At 38.8% G+C, this 17,592-nt stretch carries 16 protein-coding genes and 1 pseudogene; 5 read left to right on the top strand and 12 right to left on the bottom strand.

All coding sequences use genetic code 11. The annotated features are described in order from the left end of the window. Positions 1-40: 40 nt before the first annotated feature. Together BM126_RS15995 and BM126_RS15990 are read right to left on the bottom strand one after the other, a co-directional pair. Positions 41-409 carry a response regulator gene (locus tag BM126_RS15995; protein WP_090990448.1) on the bottom strand — a complete coding sequence of 123 codons (369 nt, stop codon included), beginning with the start codon at positions 407-409 and terminating at the stop codon, positions 41-43. An 87-nt stretch (positions 410-496) separates the two neighbouring features. Beyond that, a complete protein-coding gene (locus BM126_RS15990) occupies positions 497-2,122 on the bottom strand; it encodes a diguanylate cyclase (RefSeq protein WP_256213138.1) in 1,626 nt (541 codons plus the stop codon). Between the two features lie 502 nt (positions 2,123-2,624). Here BM126_RS15990 and BM126_RS15985 point away from each other — a divergent pair. Next, a complete protein-coding gene (locus tag BM126_RS15985; RefSeq protein ID WP_090990632.1) occupies positions 2,625-3,815 on the top strand; it encodes an alanyl-tRNA editing protein in 1,191 nt (396 codons plus the stop codon). Positions 3,816-3,857: 42 nt separating this feature from the next. Here the strand turns inward: BM126_RS15985 and BM126_RS15980 are convergent, their stop codons facing one another. The 4 genes from BM126_RS15980 to helD form a co-directional block, all read right to left on the bottom strand. After that, positions 3,858-4,139 (bottom strand): DUF5658 family protein, encoded by a 282-nt coding sequence (locus BM126_RS15980; protein WP_090990446.1) that lies wholly within the window; start codon positions 4,137-4,139, stop codon positions 3,858-3,860. A gap of 50 nt (positions 4,140-4,189) precedes the next feature. Beyond that, the gene (locus BM126_RS15975) at positions 4,190-4,609 is read right to left on the bottom strand and encodes a hypothetical protein (RefSeq protein ID WP_090990445.1); all 420 of its coding nucleotides are present in this window, start codon (positions 4,607-4,609) and stop codon (positions 4,190-4,192) included. A 129-nt stretch (positions 4,610-4,738) separates the two neighbouring features. Continuing rightward, a complete protein-coding gene (locus BM126_RS15970; protein WP_141770088.1) occupies positions 4,739-4,951 on the bottom strand; it encodes a hypothetical protein in 213 nt (70 codons plus the stop codon). Between the two features lie 220 nt (positions 4,952-5,171). Further along, a complete protein-coding gene (gene helD, locus BM126_RS15965) occupies positions 5,172-7,427 on the bottom strand; it encodes an RNA polymerase recycling motor HelD (protein ID WP_177201461.1) in 2,256 nt (751 codons plus the stop codon). Between the two features lie 310 nt (positions 7,428-7,737). Between helD and BM126_RS15960 the strand changes: the two genes are divergently transcribed. Continuing rightward, the gene (locus tag BM126_RS15960) at positions 7,738-9,357 is read left to right on the top strand and encodes an ABC-F family ATP-binding cassette domain-containing protein (protein WP_071352660.1); all 1,620 of its coding nucleotides are present in this window, start codon (positions 7,738-7,740) and stop codon (positions 9,355-9,357) included. A 354-nt stretch (positions 9,358-9,711) separates the two neighbouring features. Continuing rightward, complete coding sequence (locus BM126_RS15955; RefSeq protein ID WP_090990442.1) at positions 9,712-9,963, top strand: hypothetical protein; 252 nt, start codon at positions 9,712-9,714, stop codon at positions 9,961-9,963. Positions 9,964-10,121: 158 nt separating this feature from the next. Here the strand turns inward: BM126_RS15955 and BM126_RS15950 are convergent, their stop codons facing one another. The 6 genes from BM126_RS15950 to BM126_RS15930 form a co-directional block, all read right to left on the bottom strand. Further along, positions 10,122-10,457 carry a hypothetical protein gene (locus BM126_RS15950; RefSeq protein WP_090990441.1) on the bottom strand — a complete coding sequence of 112 codons (336 nt, stop codon included), beginning with the start codon at positions 10,455-10,457 and terminating at the stop codon, positions 10,122-10,124. A gap of 271 nt (positions 10,458-10,728) precedes the next feature. Next, on the bottom strand, positions 10,729-11,514 hold the full coding sequence (locus BM126_RS15945) for a glucose-1-dehydrogenase (protein ID WP_090990440.1): 786 nt from the start codon (positions 11,512-11,514) through the stop codon (positions 10,729-10,731). A gap of 17 nt (positions 11,515-11,531) precedes the next feature. Next, a complete protein-coding gene (locus BM126_RS15940) occupies positions 11,532-12,389 on the bottom strand; it encodes a GRP family sugar transporter (protein ID WP_090990631.1) in 858 nt (285 codons plus the stop codon). A 71-nt stretch (positions 12,390-12,460) separates the two neighbouring features. Continuing rightward, entirely contained in the window at positions 12,461-12,754 is a 294-nt protein-coding gene (locus BM126_RS15935; RefSeq protein WP_090990439.1) for a hypothetical protein, read from the bottom strand. A gap of 38 nt (positions 12,755-12,792) precedes the next feature. Further along, positions 12,793-12,921: a hypothetical protein gene (locus BM126_RS22930; RefSeq protein WP_256213137.1), complete on the bottom strand. Its 129-nt coding sequence runs from the start codon at positions 12,919-12,921 to the stop codon at positions 12,793-12,795. A 41-nt stretch (positions 12,922-12,962) separates the two neighbouring features. Further along, positions 12,963-13,166 carry a Rossmann-fold NAD(P)-binding domain-containing protein gene (locus BM126_RS15930; protein ID WP_141770087.1) on the bottom strand — a complete coding sequence of 68 codons (204 nt, stop codon included), beginning with the start codon at positions 13,164-13,166 and terminating at the stop codon, positions 12,963-12,965. Positions 13,167-14,008: 842 nt separating this feature from the next. Between BM126_RS15930 and BM126_RS15925 the strand changes: the two genes are divergently transcribed. Further along, positions 14,009-16,174, top strand: coding sequence for a YheC/YheD family protein (locus BM126_RS15925; protein ID WP_090990437.1), 2,166 nt, complete (start codon positions 14,009-14,011; stop codon positions 16,172-16,174). A 62-nt stretch (positions 16,175-16,236) separates the two neighbouring features. Then, positions 16,237-17,531: pseudogene (locus BM126_RS15920) on the top strand (IS3 family transposase). The last annotated feature ends 61 nt before the right edge of the window (positions 17,532-17,592 follow it).

The following is a 17,592-nucleotide window of genomic DNA, read 5'->3' as shown; positions in this document are numbered from 1 at the left end:
AAAAACAACCTGTCTAGATAGACTGCTGGAAAGATAAGTTTTAATCTTCATCCAGTATTTCCTTAACCTTTTTGAGCAGCTTCAAGGGGCTAAATGGCTTTTCCATAAAATAATCTGCACCTGCGTTTAATATCTCTTCCTGCTCAAATCGCTGCGTTTTCGCTGACAGCATTAATATTTTTAAGTTTTTGAAGCTTTCATCTGCCCTGACTTTTTCTATTACTTCCATTCCGCTGTATACAGGCATCATATAATCAAGGATCAACAAATTGTATGAATGGTCTTGCAGCAGTTCAAGTGCTTCTTGGCCGTTTGCCGCTTCATCTATTGTATAATCCCCATCTTCCAGTGTGTCAGCAATCAGCATTCTAAGTACATCTTCGTCCTCTACCAATAATATATTTTTCATTTTTTCTCTCCCTTGGCGGCTTTTCATGTAAGAAATAATATTGATAATGCTTATATCGGCGAGATGTTATATTTGTAAATGATTTTGTTACCTGTCATTCATTCTTTTTAATAAACGCAGAATCCTTGCCCCAAGCTCAGCTATGGAAAACGGCTTTGTTGCATAATCATCTGCGCCAAGGCTCAATGCTCTTGCAATGTCATGTTCGCTTTTTCTTCCTGTCAGCATTAAAATAGTATACCTTTGTGCATTACTCCCTTGTTTCACCTTTTGCAAAACCTCAAGACCATCCATTTCAGGCATGATTCCATCCAAAATCAAAAAGTGGTCAGCATCTTCCCTGGAGCGTGCTGAATCCAGAAAGGAGACGCCGTTCTCATAGACAGCAACATTTAAGCTAGTCCCGTTAATATCCATTGTTTTCAAAGCCTGGCTGAGCATGGTCCGGATAATGATATCATCATCTACAACAGAAACGTAAATCGTTTTCTTGCTGTAATTTGAATTCACCGAAACTGCACTTTCAACTCTTGCCCTGCCATTGTGCTTCGCCTCATAAAGCAGCAAATCTGCAGCCTTAAAAACACTTTTAGGAGTTTCTGTTTCATCCACAACTGTATAAACTCCAGCGGAAAAAGTGATAGAAAAGGGTATATCCTTATAATAAAAAACCTTGCCAGCAAATATGGAGATGAGCTCTGTTATTCTGTTTTTAGCTTCCAGGCTCGAAGTGCCGGGAAAATAAATGACAAATTCTTCTCCTCCATATCTGTATACCACATCCGAACTGCGCACATGGTCTTTTAGAAAACCGGCAAAATCAGCAAGTACCCTATCTCCTGTCAAGTGGCCATATGTGTCGTTGATGCTTTTAAAATGATCAATATCCGCTATACAAATAGTAAACGGCTGTGAATTTCTTTTGAAATCATGAAAACTTCTTTTCATGCTTTCTTCAAAAAATCTGCGGTTGTACACCTGTGTAAGCTCGTCGATCAATACAGATTGATCAAAGATTTTTTTCCTTTGAAGATGGCGGCGGATTTTGGCCAAAAACAAATCCATTTCGATTGGCTTTTCAATAAAATCGTCAGCTCCAGTCTCGTAGGCTTTTATTCTGGTTTTCATATCTTTCTGGACACTTATGATGATTTTAGGTACAAAATATTTTTCATTATGTGTTTGTATATCTTCAAGCAAACGAAATCCATTTTTCTTAGGCAAATTAATATCCAGTATCAATAAATCAGGCTGCATTTCATAATATTGGCTTGCAGCTTTTTCTGGGCTATTGCTCGTAATGACCATCCATCCCTGCTGTTCGAGTACCTCCTTCAATATGATCAGCATGGAGATATCATCATCGATTATCTGGATTAGAGGTGCATTGGATTCTTTAATGGGCAGTTCCTTTTTGGTTCCTTCTTCAAAATGCTCATAGTCATAGACCAGTTCCACTAAATGAAACAAATAATTTTGCAGGTCTTCTTTCCCCCAGATTTTATTGCTGTTTTCATCCATTTGTTCGAGCAGCTGCTGAGATACCTGCATCAAGCCATCAAGCTGAATGGTTCCTGCAGTCCCTTTAATAGAATGAAGAAAGCGAAAAACCTCAGCATTCTCTACCTTTAGAGATTCACTGGATTCAAACCACTTACAAAGCTGATTCTTTATTTTTTGAAACAAGTGATTTTTATATTTTTCCAAATTCACATTTACCCTCCTAACAATCGTGCAAGCTGCAAAGTACAGATTTTTTTCAATGTATCATCATTTTTTTTAGATCTTAGCTTTAAAGCTTAAAATTGATTTTGACCAATTGTCGATTGGAGCAGAAAGTGCCCGGCACCTGCAGCAGAAATCAACAAACAAGATTAACAGAGCCTAAAATAACATATTTACTGTAAAATAGTTTACAGTCTCTATTGGAATGTTACAATCACCGAATTCTTTATAAATGGTTCATACATGAACTGTGAGCATGTGACTGATTGAAAATTTTAAAGAAGATTAAGGTTTCGCTATTGTAAATCTTGCCGTTAAACCAGATGGCTGAATATGTTATACTACAGTAAAAATTAAAAACCACTCAGCGTAACTTCCGCCCGTGAACTGCAATCCCTAAGTGATGGTTGGTTCGAATGTTTCAGCACATTCGTTCCTTATTTCGGGATAAAGACAATGAGGGTTCATGAATGAAGAAAGGATATCACAGATGACAAATAAATTATTTTACGGCAATGCCTATACAAGACAATGGCAGACAAAAATCGCCAGGATTATTGAAAGAGAAGAAGGAATTTTCGCGATTTTAGAGGAAACCGCATTTTATCCCCATGGCGGAGGGCAGCCATCAGACTCAGGCACGATTAATGGTATACCTGTTTTGGATGTATTTAATGAAGACGGAGAAGTGTTTCACAAGCTGGAGCATATTCCTTCTGACTTACATGCGACCTGTGAGCTTAACTGGAGCAGAAGATATGATCATATGCAGCACCATAGCGGCCAGCATTTACTTTCCGCCGTCTGCCTTCAGCTCTTTGGTGCAAAAACCATGAGCTTTCACCTGGGCAAAGACGACTGCAGCATTGATGTAGATGGTTCATTGACTGATTCAAGCAAAATAGCGGAACTTGAGAAAAAAGTGAACGAGCAAATATATCAAAACAGAAAGATACATAGCTATTTTGTCACTAATGATCAATTAAAAGAATTGACTCTTGTAAAGATGCCTAAGGTTACTGAAAATATCCGCATTGTAGAAATCGAGGGAATTGAATTCAATGCATGCGGCGGAACCCATGTGTCAAGAACAGGGGAAATTGGAATCATCAAAATACTTAAAGCAGAAAAGCAAAAAGACTTCACCAGAATTTACTTTAAGTGCGGAAGTAGGGCTTTGGAGGATTATAATGAAGCACTTGGTATTCTCGGAGCTTTATCCAAAAAATTCAATACCGGAAGAAGCGATATCCTTGACCGGTTTGAAAAGTGGCAGCAAAACCAAACATTACTTGAAGCTGAAATAGCGGAGCTAAAAGAAAAAAATGATTCCTACCTGGCTGCAGAGCTGTTATCACATATTGACAATGGTGTTCTTTCACATATCTTTGAAGATAAATCATTACGGGAACTTCAAACCCTTGCTGCCAGGCTTGCTGCCGAAAATGATATTTTCATCATCTTTGCATCCCTCAAAGAAAATAAGCTGGTTATGTGCCATAACGGTTTTTCACCTTTTTCTTGCGGAAAATTTTTCAAACAGCACCTTAGCCACTTCAGCGGAAAAGGCGGAGGAAATGATAAGTCAGCACAAGCAGGCTTTTCCTCTTCTGATGCAGCATTAGACTTCCTTAAGTTTTCTGCTGGCCAGGTAAAGGACACCGAAGGATACAGAAAGTAATAACTGTAACATACAAAAACCCCGATGCAGGGGTTTTTTTGTTTAGACATACAGCGGCAATATCCACAGCAAGTGATAAAGGTCTACTAAAAGGTAAAGGGCTGCTGCCGCTTTCAATAAAACGTGAATCCATCCAGCCTTGATTTTTCTATAAAACACAACCAGGAAGATTGGCAGGGACAGCTTAATGAGAACAAATAACACGAGGCTGTCATCCAGGATATAAGCCATTACAGGATTTACTTCTCCGATTATATGATGCGAGAACCCAGCTGCCGTAAAGATAGTGTCAATAAGGATTAACAAAAAAATCAGTATCGGCATGGCGAAGCTACCCTCTCTTATCCAATATTCTTCATCACTTTTAGTTCATGTTATTTTTGCAGTTTCAAGAATGCTGTACCATGCTCAGCAAAATGGTCATGATAAAACTTTTCTCTCTCTATCAGCTGATGTGTCACTTCTTCAAGATTTGCTTTTCCATCAAGACTTTCTTTAATATCTTTTTGTGCCATATAATAAGCCAGCTTATCCCAAAAAACCATTTCTTCATAAGCAGCTATGGATTCTTGAAGCCTTTTTGCATTTTCTTCATTCAGCTCATACAATTCATGCTCAGCATTATGGAATACTTGGTTACTTTCGAACTCTCCTGCAAGGGACAATAAATATTGTTCGAGTTCAAAGGTTTCCTGGCTTGCACCTTCAAGACTGCCGGAATCCTCTACCCAATATCCGTATTGCAGCAGTTTGAGCAGCGTTGCATATTGTTGTTTTGATAAGTTGATTTTCATCTTTCTGCTCCCTTTTCATAGGTTTGTTTTCATACTAACATAAAAAAATTTAAAAGAGCAAAAAAAGGAAAAATGCAGCAGAGAAAAAATTCCGACAAAAAAACCGCTGTTCAGCGGTTTTTGTTAGCTTTATTGTACTTCTTCCACATAAAAGTATGATGCTTTTTCTGTATCCACTACATAATGTGTATCACCTTTGACCATATTGTACGTTTTATGTTTTTGTATGTTTGTAATCATTTGAGTGGTATCTTCACCTTCAACCACATGAGAAAGCTCTTTGCCTCCATCGAAGTAAAATCCTACTTTAAGTTTCATTTCTTTTGCCAGTCCCTTCTGCATTTTTAAAATTCGCGTCTCTGTATATTTCCCCTTTCTAGCCCTGCATGTAAACATGTTTTTATTTTCCTTACTAAAATGTCCTATTCCGCTGCAAATATGCCGGCTGATTTATCCTGCATACATTATGAAAGTTACATACTTTCAAGCTTTGGTTTTCAGGACATTGAACCTGCCGATTAACCGGAAAAGGCTGCCTATAAAAAACAAGGCAGCCTGAGTATCATTCTTCTATAAGGAAATCTTTCTTTTCTTTTCCAAAAAAATATAGCCGGTGCAGCGGCCGTGTCATTGCGACATACAATAGCTTAATATCAAGCTCGTTGCCAGCTTCATATTTTTCTTCCAGCGAGACAGCAAATACTGCATCAAACTCCAGTCCCTTGGCCAAATAAGATGGTACCACAACAAGTGACTCCTTCGGAATGGATGTCCCTTCCTCCAATAGGTATACATGGCTGTCAAGGGCACTCAAGCATTCATGCGCTTTTTGGCTGTCCAGCATGGTTTTGGCGATAACGGCAAAGGTTTTAAGTCCTTCCTCTTTTAGTCTCTTTACCTTCTCCAATAATTTCTTTCCCCATGTCTTGTCTGCCACAGGGATGAATTCCGGGCTATCACCATGCCTGACAACAGGCTGCACCTGCGGAAAGGTGTATGGCAGCTTTGTTAATAATTTATTTGCCGCATCCATGATTTCTACTGTTGTCCGATAGCTTTTCTGAAGCTCTGTATATGTGGCTCTTGGGAATATATGCTGGTGAACTTCTTCCCACGATTCAAGGCCTCTGTACGAATGGATGCCCTGGGCAAGATCGCCAACAAGTGTGAACATATCCGTATCGACTGCCGTCTTTAATGATTGAAGCTGCATAAAGCTATAATCCTGTGCTTCGTCGATGACAACATTCTTTGCCATATAGTCTTTATCAATTCCGAAAATACGTGCCTGAAGATAAAGGATTGGTCCCAAATCTTCCAGTTCATAAAGTTTTTTTGCGAAAAGCTGATTAGACATGATGCAGATGCTCTCTGCTTCAAGTAAGGTTAATTGGCCATTGGTGTATGAAGCAAGAGCTTCTGGATCGCTGAACAGCTCTTGATAATATTCGAGAACATTTTTCCGTTCAAACTGCTTTAAATAATCCTTCACAGCATTCCGGCAGGATTTTTTCACTTCTTCGATTCTTTGAGCTTTTTTATCGAGGCACTTTGTTACATACTCTCTCCTGATATCAGGATCAATATTTTTATATAACGCTTTATCTATTTTAGCATCATAAAAATCTGCAACCCGGTCGAGCATAACCTTTTTTTTTGACTTTACCTGATTTTGAAGGATTACCTTCAGCTTATCAATCCGCCCATAAAGCGGAAGATACCAATATTCTTCCTGCAGCAGCTTTTTGAATTTTTTTGAAGAATAAAGGCGGTATTTATCTGCATAAAAATCCTCTGCAGGATTAAAACGCGCATAAATTTCCATCAGGTGTGCGTCGATGATTTTCTTGAATAAGGGGGATCCTTTAAACCTTGAGGCAGCCCTTATCTCTTTTGTCTCATCTTTCTGTTTTTCAAGAATTCTGATCAGCTTGTCATCTTTCGCCAGCTTCAGGGTTTTTCCAATGGCTTTTTGCACATATTCAGCAAATGTCATTTGTTTTACTTTCTCTGCTCCCAGCTCAGGGAGTGCTTCCGATATGTAGTCGATGAATAATCTGCTTGGTGCAAGAATCATCAGCTGGCGGGGATCGAACATTTCCTTATAGTGATATAAAAAGTAAGAAACCCTGTGCAAAGCAATCGTTGTTTTTCCGCTCCCGGCAGCTCCCTGGACAATGATAGGCTTATTCAGGTCAGCACGGATAATTTTGTTTTGCTCTTCCTGGATTGTGGAGATTATTTCTGTTAATCGGCTGCTTGAGCTTTTTGAAAGGGAATCCTGAAGCAGCTCATCAGTAGTCGTCAAATCAATATCACGCACTTCATCCAATGCGCCATCTTCGATCATGAGCTGTCGTTTCAAGGTAATATTCCCTGTGAAGGATTCTCCTTCAGCTTCATATATTACCTCTCCGATGCGCCCCTCATAATAAAGATTCGCAATAGGCGAACGCCAATCGACAATCATTTGCTCCTGGTTTTCCCTTTGATATAGTGAGGTTTTCCCAAAATAAAGGACTTCTGGCTTCCCTGTTCCTTCCCTTACATAGTCCACTCTGGCAAAGTATGGTTTATTCCTGGCATTGCGGAGACTTTCCAGCTCTGTCTTTGACATTTCAAAAAATCCTGCGTTGGTCAAAAGCTCGGAATATCCGCCTGACTCCAGCCAGTCAGCATCTCCAAAGGCTTCCTGCATATTTTTTTTGAATTGGCTCTTGCTGGTTTCTGAGGTTTTAATTACGACATCCATATATCTTTTAGTGAATTCTAAATGAAGCTTTTCTTTTTGAAAATCAGGATGCTGATCTGCAGTCATTATTTTCTCCTTTCGAAAAGAGCATTGCCTCTCTCATCTTTCAAATTGACTTGCTGCCCGGAGAAATTTAGAATCAGCGGTGAAATGGCGGAAATCTATATTATCAGAAAAATATAACAATATCAAGCAGGAATTTCCTGAAGAAAAAATCTGATTCTAGCCCTTTTTAAAATTAGAATCTGTGAAATTAATATAGCCTGAAGTGCCCGTTCTTCATTAAAATTAACGCTGCAGAATGAAAACCATTTTCCAGTCCCCCCTTTTCCATGTTATAATTTCAAAGACATTGTCAATGGAGGAATGCTAATAAATGATTACTATTAATAACGTTAGCTTGCGATATGGTGACCGTAAGCTATTTGAAGATGTAAATATAAAATTCAATCCTGGTAACTGCTACGGCTTGATTGGTGCTAATGGCGCCGGTAAATCGACATTCTTAAAAATCCTTTCTGGAGAAATCGAAGCACAAAGCGGAGATATCCATATGGGGCCGGGAGAACGCCTAGCCATATTAAAACAAAATCACTTTGAATACGAAGAACATGAAGTTTTAAAAGTGGTTATTATGGGACACGAGAAGTTATATAGCGTCATGCAGGAAAAGGACGCTATTTATATGAAGGCCGATTTTACTGATGAAGATGGCATGAAAGCTGCCGAACTTGAAGGTGAATTTGCTGAATTGAATGGCTGGGAAGCAGAATCTGAAGCTGCCATTCTTTTAAAGGGCCTTGGTATCGAGGAAAATCTTCACACCAAAAAAATGGCTGAGCTTACAGGCGGCGACAGGGTAAAAGTCCTTCTTGCACAAGCTCTATTCGGCAAACCGGATGTACTATTACTGGATGAGCCTACCAACCATCTTGATTTAAAGGCCATTCAATGGCTGGAAGAATTTTTGATTAACTTTGACAATACAGTTGTCGTGGTGTCGCATGACCGCCACTTCTTAAATAAAGTGTGTACACATATCGCTGACCTTGATTTTGCCAAGATTAAAGTATATGTGGGCAACTATGACTTCTGGTATGAATCCAGCCAGCTTGCACAAAAGCTGACACAGGAATCTAATAAGAAAAAAGAAGAAAAAATTAAAGAGCTTCAAAATTTCATTGCACGATTCAGTGCAAATGCATCAAAATCCAAACAGGCAACTTCACGTAAAAAATTGCTTGATAAAATTTCTTTAGATGATATCCAGCCTTCATCAAGGCGCTATCCTTATGTGAACTTCACTCCGGAACGAGAAATCGGAAATGATTTATTAAGGGTTGAAGGCCTTTCAAAAACGATTGACGGAGTAAAAGTTTTGGACAATATCTCTTTCATCATGAATAAAGATGACAAAATTGCCCTTGTCGGCAGAGATGAAATTGCCCAATCTACTTTATTTAAAATTCTTTCAGGCGAAATGGAAGCAGACAGCGGCACATATAAATGGGGAATCACTACTACGCAGGCATATTTCCCTAAAGATAATGCCGAATATTTTGAGGGCTGTGATCTTTCTCTTGTTGACTGGCTTCGCCAATATTCACCTAATGACCAAAGCGAAAGCTTCCTTAGGGGCTTCCTTGGCAGGATGCTTTTCTCAGGCGAGGAAGTTCTTAAAAAAGCAAGTGTCCTATCAGGCGGCGAGAAAGTGCGCTGCATGCTATCCAAAATGATGCTGAGCGGCTCTAATGTTCTTATGCTTGATGAGCCTACAAACCATCTGGATCTTGAATCCATAACTGCTTTGAATAATGGTCTGATCAGCTTCAAAGGATCTATGCTCTTCACTTCCCATGACCATCAGTTCATTCAGACAATCGCTAACAGGATTATCGAATTAACTCCAAATGGTGTTGTGGATAAGCAAGTGTCCTATGATGAGTATCTTGAAAACAGCGAGCTGCAAAAACAGGTTGCTGAAATGTACAAATAATTTTAAGGCACACTATTTCATTTTGGGATAGTGTGCTTTTCTTTTACCTTACTATCTTAAATAAAATTTCACTCCGATTTATATGGAATTAAGAATTGCTGCGAAGATTATTTATTCTAGCGAGGTTAATAATAAAATATATAAAGACCAGTTCTGTGCTAAACCTCCCCGGCGCTTAAAATGAAAACTTAGAAAATTGGTTGGATATACACTAAAATCCGCTATGGTATCCCATAAAACCCGAACCTGCAGCAGAGTTTTCTGGCTGGTTGAACAGATTTTCTATATTCAAAGAAATAAGAGGTTTAAAAAATGCCGAGGGCTGGCATAATGCTCGATAAGGGGTGATATTGTATGGAAGCTTCTCAAATTAAGGAGATATTTGAAAACAGCGGCTATGGGTTTTTGTATAAAAAGTTCCACTATCAATTATTCGTTTCAGGACTGCTGGATGATATTGATGATTCAGAGTTAATAGAAGGTTTTCTGGATTCCTACTGCTTTGAGCAAAATGTAAATCTATGTTTTGATAACTTTTCATTTTATTTTAAAACCTACTATTACTCATATGTGAAGCATGATTTGCAGAACCATTTCCTGTATTGATAACAGTGCTGTTTTCGTAAACTTTGCTGTTATATGACTAGGCAGCTAATTTAATAATTGAGCAGCCTAACAGAATCATAAAAATAAACTATACGAAAAGAGCTAATAACAAAAAGCCGGGTATAGCACCCGGCTTGGTTTAATCACATATTTTATTTTTAATAATAGTAAGGATATCCGCCGTAGTATGGGTATCCGCCGTAAGGGTATCCGTAACCATAAGGATATCCATATCCGCCGTAACCTCCATAATAAGGTCCTCCGATTAAGGCACCTGCTGCAAGGCCTCCTAGTAGTCCGCCGACAAACGGGCCTCCAAATCCAAAACCAAATCCAGGTCTGCCAAAGCCAAACCCTGGCCTGCCCCAGCCAAATCCAGGTCTGCCAAAGCCAAATCCAGGTCTGCCAAAGCCAACACGCCCGATGCCTCCAAATCCCCACGGTCTTCTTAAATCATTCCCATCTGCAAATACGCCATCAAATTCAGGATTCATAATGGGCCTCCCTTTTTTCTTCTGTATTTTTCTTACTCTATACAAATATGTGGAATTTCTTTATTTGCATAGGCATATAACCTGAAACACAAGAAAAAATCGGGCATTTGATTTAGCAGATGGCCTTTTCACAGATACTTTGAACTTTCAGTTCCTGTAAGGCTGCGGAAATTTGAATCGTTAAGGCATTCTGCAAATAAGGTGCCATTGCGCAATATCCTGGCTTTTACCCGTTTTTCGGCATAAAAAAAGAGCCGAAGCCCTTTTTTTATCAGCCTTTTCCCGCCTGGAAGCCTGGATATTTGGTCATGCCGCCGTCAGCGTACAATGTGTGGCCTGTTACATAGCTTGATTCTGATGATGCCAGCCAGACTGCACAAGCAGCAATTTCCTCTGGCTTACCTATATAACCCATAGGAATCAAATCCAGTGTGTCCTGCTTTGCCTTAGGATCTGCAAATTTTTCAGCATTAATCGGCGTATCGATGGCTCCAGGGGATATATTGTTGACCCGGATTCCCTTTGGTGCATATTCAAGCGCCAGAGTTTCGGTCATCAGTTTCACACCGCCCTTGCTTGCAGCATAATGGACAAAATGAGGCCATGGAATACGGTCATGTACTGAGGCCATGTTAATAATATTTCCTTTGATATCATTTTCCACCATATAAGCGATGGCCTCTCTGCTGCCAAGGAACATTCCTGTCAGGTTGACATTAATGACTTTATTCCAATCTTCCAGTGAAAGCTTATGTGAAGGAACTTCATTTTCAATTCCGGCGTTGTTAATCATGATATCAACCTTGCCGAACTTTTCAACTGCAAACGCAAGGAGCTTTTTGACGTCTTTTTCTTTCGTTACATCACCTTGAAGAGCCGCAGCTACTCCTCCATTTTTTTGGATCGTTTCAATGATTTCCTGATATTCGCTGTTATCTGAGTGGTAGTTCAAGACCACTTTCGCTTTTTCCTTGCCGAATCGCTCTGCAATGGCCTTTCCTAAACCTTTGGCAGCTCCTGTAACAACAACCACTTTATTTTCTAAATCCTGATACATAAACGGCACCTCACCTTTTAATGTTTTGTGAATCCTAATAGAACTCCGCCGGCAATTACAAGTACACAGCCAATTATGACGAATGCCAGCTGTTTGCCGGATTTCTTTTCTCCCAGGAGAAATATTCCGCCTAATGTGGAAATGACGATCCCCATTTGAGAAAAGGTAAAGCCTATGGCAACTCCCACTTTTGGATTTGCCAGCAATAATCCTATATTTCCTATTCCCCACATAATCCCTGTTAAAATATTTCTAAACGCATATTTTGAAAAAGGATTGTGCTTGATTGACAGCAGCAATGCACCGGCGAGCATCCCAAGAGACTGCGGAAGAATTGCCGACCAGCCGCTGATATTAAACCATTTAATGATGACAACATAACCAATATAGCCGGCAGAAGATAAAAGGAGGACCAGCAGGCCTTTTTTAAGGCTATTCCCTTTTTCATTTTTATCTTCAGACTGGCCTGTGCTTGTAAAAATGACTCCAGCGATGATGCATAATAGCGCAATGATGCCAAGAATGACCGTTGTTTTTGATGTCCATTCTTTAAACACGATTACCCCAAAAAGCGTTGTACCCAAAAGCTGCATGCCTGTAGAAATCGGCACGGTTTTGGATACTCCTATATATTTGACGCTGTTAAGCTGATATAGCTGTCCGACAGACCAAAAGAAGCCTGATATCATGCCGGCTGCCCATGCGAGCCCGCTCATTTCAGGGGTTTTTATAAAAAACATGACAACCGCAAATAGAAGCGATCCGCATGTTATGCCAAGTGTCTGGCTGTAGGAATTGCCTCCGAGCTTTACGCTGACAAGCACCAGGCTTCCCCATGCAATAGCCGGGAGCAACGCATAAAAAATTCCTTCCACAATGATTCCTTCTTCCAAGTTTGTTAGTGATGCTAAGCAAGCTGCTTACCTGCTTACCGTATGTTGATTCCCTAATGCAAAAAATTAAAAACCTTTTTTAAAATTCGCGGAATTTTCTTACTTATATTGTAATATTCATCATGCTTGTCATGGTCAGAAATATGTTTATACGGATCCTCTACACCATTCTTAAAATTATCTCTTAATATGCAGAGACGGGCATAATATTCGGCATCATTCCCTACATTTTCACGGAAAGTAATCTCATAGTGCATACGTCCCTCTTCCTCTATTTCCTGTTCAAAATGTTCAACAGCATCTAAAAGCTTCTGTTTTTTATTTTGTACAATATCAATAATGTTCATTTGCGGAAGAATATATCGCTCCACAAACAGAGCATATTCTATTTTAAAACTTCTTTCTTTAGTTGATTAATAATGACATTGTGTTTTCGGAGAGCCTCTTGATAAAGGCGTTCTTTGTCCTGTTTTAGTTTTTTCTTCCTAACTGCAGCTGCTGCTGATGAGTTCATGGGTGCCTAGAAAATTCGTTTCCATCGTCGTACGTAGATCCTCAGGTGTATATCCATGGTATGCTTTGCGAGGTCGAGCGAGCGCGCCCAGGCTTGAAACTATCAGGAATTCCAGCATTATTTACCAAAATATCGAGCGAGTTAACCATTTTAGCCGCTTCGTGCAAGCTGTCTAAATCATTCAAATCAATCTTGATGAACGTCGCTTGTATGTCTTCTGCGACAAGTTTTTCGACTGCTGCCATGTGCCCCAACAAGAATGTCATAGCCACGCTTCCCAAGACTTCGAGCGATTTCGAAACCGATTCCTTTATTTGCGCCAGCGACAAGTGCTTTCATAGTTAATGAGCCCCATTTCGTTTTTTTATTTGGATACAAACACGTGATAATTTAACGACAGAATCATTAGCATCCTCCATTACGCCTCAAATCCTCTGATACGATGCACAGGTTCATTATAGGACTTAAACCATAGTTGAACTCAAGCTTCATATTTCGAGTAGGGTATAACAACTTTTCTCTGCTTAAGGCCGCTTTCCAGCTTCCTAATAAATCCATGTGTCACATCATTTGAATCAGGAAGTGCATTAACAACGAAGACCAGTTTGCAATGCGGCTTATAGCTAATGGAGGGCCAATAGAGGCAGCAAACAAGAGATAACAAATAAATCAATTAATATGGAAGTTCACGAGAATAAAGAAACGGGTGCAGTATTAAAAAAATTAAAAAATTGGACGAAGGGGTTATTAGGGAAAAGTACGGTTGAAAAATAAAATAGAGAAAATCATTTATCCTCTTTTACCACTTCTAGTAAGCGTAAAAGAATCCCCACCTTTTTATTCCAGGATGGTGATTCTTTTACGCTTATTTATTTAAAAAAATAAACGCTTGTCCGTTTCAAATGCTCGGCTAATTGAATGTAATATAAATAGATTGTTAGTAAGAAAAGCGCAAGCGCCTTGCTCACCCCCGACAAGCATAAGGCAAGTAGACGAGAAGGTTGTACCTTCTTGGCTGCTTGGTTTATGACCTCGACTCGAGGGGGTAGGCGCTGGAGCTAGACAGTAAGTAAAAGGAGTTTATGCTATGACACTTATAGGAATGCTGCACCATCGAAAAGATCCATCAAAGGTAAAAAAGACTTATGCTTTTGCTGCGGTCGCTAAAGCTGAAGGCGCAGAGTTTTTTTACTTTTCTCCAAAAACTGTAGATTTCACTAATAAGTCAATAAAAGGGCAAGTGTTTGAAAATGGCTCCTGGGTTAACCGAACCATGCCTTTTCCAGACGTCATCTATAATGCGGGTGACCCAAACAAATTGGCAAAGTCTGAAGAGGTTATTCAAAAATTAAAAAAAATAATCCCTTTTACGACAAATTCCATCGGGAACAAGTGGAGTGTTTACGAGAGGCTAAAAAAAGGACAAGATTTTTCTCACTATTTAATTCCCTCCGAAAAAATTTCAGGTAACATCGAGAAATTTTTCCAATTTTTATCTTCATATGAGAAGATTGTTTTTAAACCTTATAATGGGAGAAAAGGAAAAGGGATCTACCTTATTTCCATGGAAAACGAAAATTTTCTTGTAACGAAAGATTCACATTCAAGTTATTATTCGCACAGCCAATTAAATGACCTAATCGAAGAAAAGCTTTCAAAGGAAACCTATATTATGCAGCCATATATAACATCTGTTACGAAATCTGGACAAGTTTATGACTTTAGGCTTCATGTACAAAAAAATGGAGATGGTGAATGGGTCATCACTGCTATTTACCCAAGAATTGCCCCTAAGGGATCTATTATTCCTAATATTAATAATGGGGGATTTACCAATTATTTAGAACCATTCTTAAAACAAGAATTTAATGAAGAAGCTTTGAATACGAAAGGGACTCTTGAATACTTTTCATTGTCTCTAGCCCGGCATCTTGATGAACTTCAAAAGCGGCTATATGAGGAAGTTATTGATGAAATTGGAATAGATATTGGATTAGACGAGAATAAAAAAATATGGATCTACGAAGTTAACTGGCTGCCAGGATGTCCTCCTACATTTTATCTAGAGATGGATGTTGTCATAAATTCTATTCGATATGCTATGTACTTGGCAAAGAAACAAGAAGCAATGAAAGCTAAAATCCAGACAGTTAAAAAAACAAATAAAGCAAAAGGCGAAATCCCAATAATAGCCATAACAGGAAGCGCCGGTAAAACTACAACTAAAGCATTCCTGGCTTCGATCCTATCAAAAAAATGGAATACCTTTGAATCAAAAGATTATTGGAATACCGCTCAACATACTGAAATTCATGCCTCTGAAATCAATGAAACCCACGAAGCCATTGTCCTAGAGTATGGGATGTCCTCCCCCGGAACGATAACAAAACACTGCAGCATTATTAAACCGAATATTAGTATTGTGACAAACGTCGGACTTGCACACGTTGGCCATTTCAATAACGATATTAAAGGTATCGCTAAAGCTAAATCAGAATTAATACACGGGATGGATCAAGACGGATTGCTCGTTACGAATAAAGATGACCGTAACTCTATCCTTTTGGAGACAGATCATTTCAGAGGAAAAATCATTACAATCGGCATTAAGTCAGACGCTGACTATAAAGCCTTTGATGTGAAATATTCAGAAAACGGAATGTCTTTCAAAACGGTGCTGCACGGAAATGAAGAGAAGTTTTTCATTCCTATTTTCGGTGAACATCATGTTTATAATGCCCTTAATGCTGTTGCCGTTGCGGACCACTTAGGTCTTACTCCAAGTGAAATCCAAGCCGGATTATTATTTAGAAAGCCACCAAGAAGATTAACGGTTTATAATCAGAAAAACGATATTATTTTAATTGATGATACTGTTCATTCTCATCCTGAAGGATTAAGAGCTGCCATTGATGTCCTTGCAAATATCGGAAAACAACGCAAAATAGCCGTAATTGGAGAAATAAGAGCACTCGGGAATTTAAGAGAAGCAGAATATCGAAAAATAGGAGAATTTGTTTACGATAAAAAAATTGACCTTTTCATCACTTATGGTGATCAAACAGAAACAATGGGCGATCAAGCTAAAATAAAGGGCTTTCCTGCCAAAGATGTATACCACTTTGACGATAGAAATCAATTACATGAGTTTCTAAAGGAGATTATTAAAAAGGATGATACCATTTTAGTTAAAGGTGCAAGCCGAGCAAACATGTATGAAACGATTAAATTCTTAAAAAAAGCATTTAAATAGTTAAAATGAACTGCACCCCAATTGTTAGACACTTGAAATCTAACAATTGGAGGTGCTTTTCTATTGGTAAATTTACAGTTGAACAAAAAATTAACGGAGTAAAAGAGTATTTAAGTGGTGTTGAAGGATATAGAGCCATTGCTGATCGAATCGGTGTAAATTCCCTGTATTTCGAGATTGGATAAAACAATACGAAAATCATGGGGATGATGCCTTTTTAAAACGCTATACAAACTAGACGTACTAAACTATATGAACGATAATGGGACGTCTATAAATGAAACAGCGGCTATTTTCAATATCCCTTCTCCCTCAAGGGTGCGCGAATGGTTAAAGGCCTTTGAGTCTGGAGGAATAGACGCCTTACATCAACAGAAAAAGGGGCGTCTTTCCATGAAGAAAGATAATCAAAAACTGGTCAAAAAAGGAATTTCATCAGAGGGAACTACAGAAACTTTACAGGAAGAATTAGAACGTTTACGTATGGAGAATGCCTATTTAAAAAAGTTGAATGCCTTAGTTCAAAACAAGGAAAAATCACCAAACAAGACAAAGCGCAAGTAGTCTATGAATTAAGGCATAACTTTCCGGTGAACGCTCTTATCAAACTGGCGGATATCCCTCGTAGTTCCTATTACTACTTGGTGAAAAAAATGGGTCAGCCTAATCCAGATGCAAACTAAAAAATTGGATTCAGACCATTTTTGATGAGCATGAGGGGCGGTATGGCTACCGCCGTATTCGTGATGTGCTTAGAAATCGGGGCCACAAGGTCAATCATAAGAAAGTTCAACGAATCATTAATGAACTAGGTCTAAAAGGTTTAGTTCATATGAAGAAAGATAGATCTTACAAAGGGACAGTAGGCAAAATAACAAATTGTTTGGAGAGAAGTTATATTTATCCCCCATTTTGGATTTATATAATGGTGAAGTAATTATCTATACAATAGGTTCAAGACCAACCTACTCTCACTCGTTTCAACCATGTTAGATCAGGCTTTTGAGCGTTTAACAGAGGATGATACACTCCTCCTTCATTCCGATCAAGGCTGGCATTATCAAAGGAAAAATACCAGCACACCCTAAAAGGACGAGGAATAACACAAAGTATGTCTCGTAAGGGAAACTGTTACGATAATGCCGTTATGGAAAATTTCTTTGGCATCCTGAAATCAGAATTCCTTTATCTAAAAGAATTCAAAAACATACCACACTTTAAGGAAGAACTAGATCGATTACTACAACCACAAGTGAAATATATCGATTACTACAACCACAAACGAATTAAGGCAAAATTAAAAGGCATGAGCCCGGTACAATACCGAGTTCATGCCCTCCAAGCTGTAATGAAATAACTTGTCTAACTTTATGGGGTCACTTCATACCAGGGTCATTTTTTAATAGATTTTAATGTTA

This window comes from Bacillus sp. OV322 (assembly GCF_900112495.1).
Taxonomy (GTDB): Bacteria; Bacillota; Bacilli; order Bacillales; family DSM-1321; genus Peribacillus.
The sequence above is the reverse complement of the archived record's forward strand: the minus strand, read 5'-3'. Positions and strand labels throughout refer to the sequence as shown.

Excerpts from the sequence above, each read along its gene's own strand:
- BM126_RS15995 (WP_090990448.1), bottom strand. The coding sequence starts at position 409 with ATGAAAAATATATTATTGGTAGAGGACGAAGATGTACTTAGAATGCTG.
- BM126_RS15985 (WP_090990632.1), top strand. The coding sequence starts at position 2,625 with ATGACAAATAAATTATTTTACGGCAATGCCTATACAAGACAATGGCAG.
- BM126_RS15980 (WP_090990446.1), bottom strand. The coding sequence starts at position 4,139 with ATGCCGATACTGATTTTTTTGTTAATCCTTATTGACACTATCTTTACG.
- BM126_RS15975 (WP_090990445.1), bottom strand. The coding sequence starts at position 4,609 with ATGAAAATCAACTTATCAAAACAACAATATGCAACGCTGCTCAAACTG.
- BM126_RS15970 (WP_141770088.1), bottom strand. The coding sequence starts at position 4,951 with ATGCAGAAGGGACTGGCAAAAGAAATGAAACTTAAAGTAGGATTTTAC.
- helD (WP_177201461.1), bottom strand. The coding sequence starts at position 7,427 with ATGACTGCAGATCAGCATCCTGATTTTCAAAAAGAAAAGCTTCATTTA.
- BM126_RS15960 (WP_071352660.1), top strand. The coding sequence starts at position 7,738 with ATGATTACTATTAATAACGTTAGCTTGCGATATGGTGACCGTAAGCTA.
- BM126_RS15955 (WP_090990442.1), top strand. The coding sequence starts at position 9,712 with ATGGAAGCTTCTCAAATTAAGGAGATATTTGAAAACAGCGGCTATGGG.
- BM126_RS15950 (WP_090990441.1), bottom strand. The coding sequence starts at position 10,457 with ATGAATCCTGAATTTGATGGCGTATTTGCAGATGGGAATGATTTAAGA.
- BM126_RS15945 (WP_090990440.1), bottom strand. The coding sequence starts at position 11,514 with ATGTATCAGGATTTAGAAAATAAAGTGGTTGTTGTTACAGGAGCTGCC.
- BM126_RS15935 (WP_090990439.1), bottom strand. The coding sequence starts at position 12,754 with ATGAACATTATTGATATTGTACAAAATAAAAAACAGAAGCTTTTAGAT.
- BM126_RS22930 (WP_256213137.1), bottom strand. The coding sequence starts at position 12,921 with ATGAACTCATCAGCAGCAGCTGCAGTTAGGAAGAAAAAACTAAAACAG.
- BM126_RS15930 (WP_141770087.1), bottom strand. The coding sequence starts at position 13,166 with ATGGCAGCAGTCGAAAAACTTGTCGCAGAAGACATACAAGCGACGTTC.
- BM126_RS15925 (WP_090990437.1), top strand. The coding sequence starts at position 14,009 with ATGACACTTATAGGAATGCTGCACCATCGAAAAGATCCATCAAAGGTA.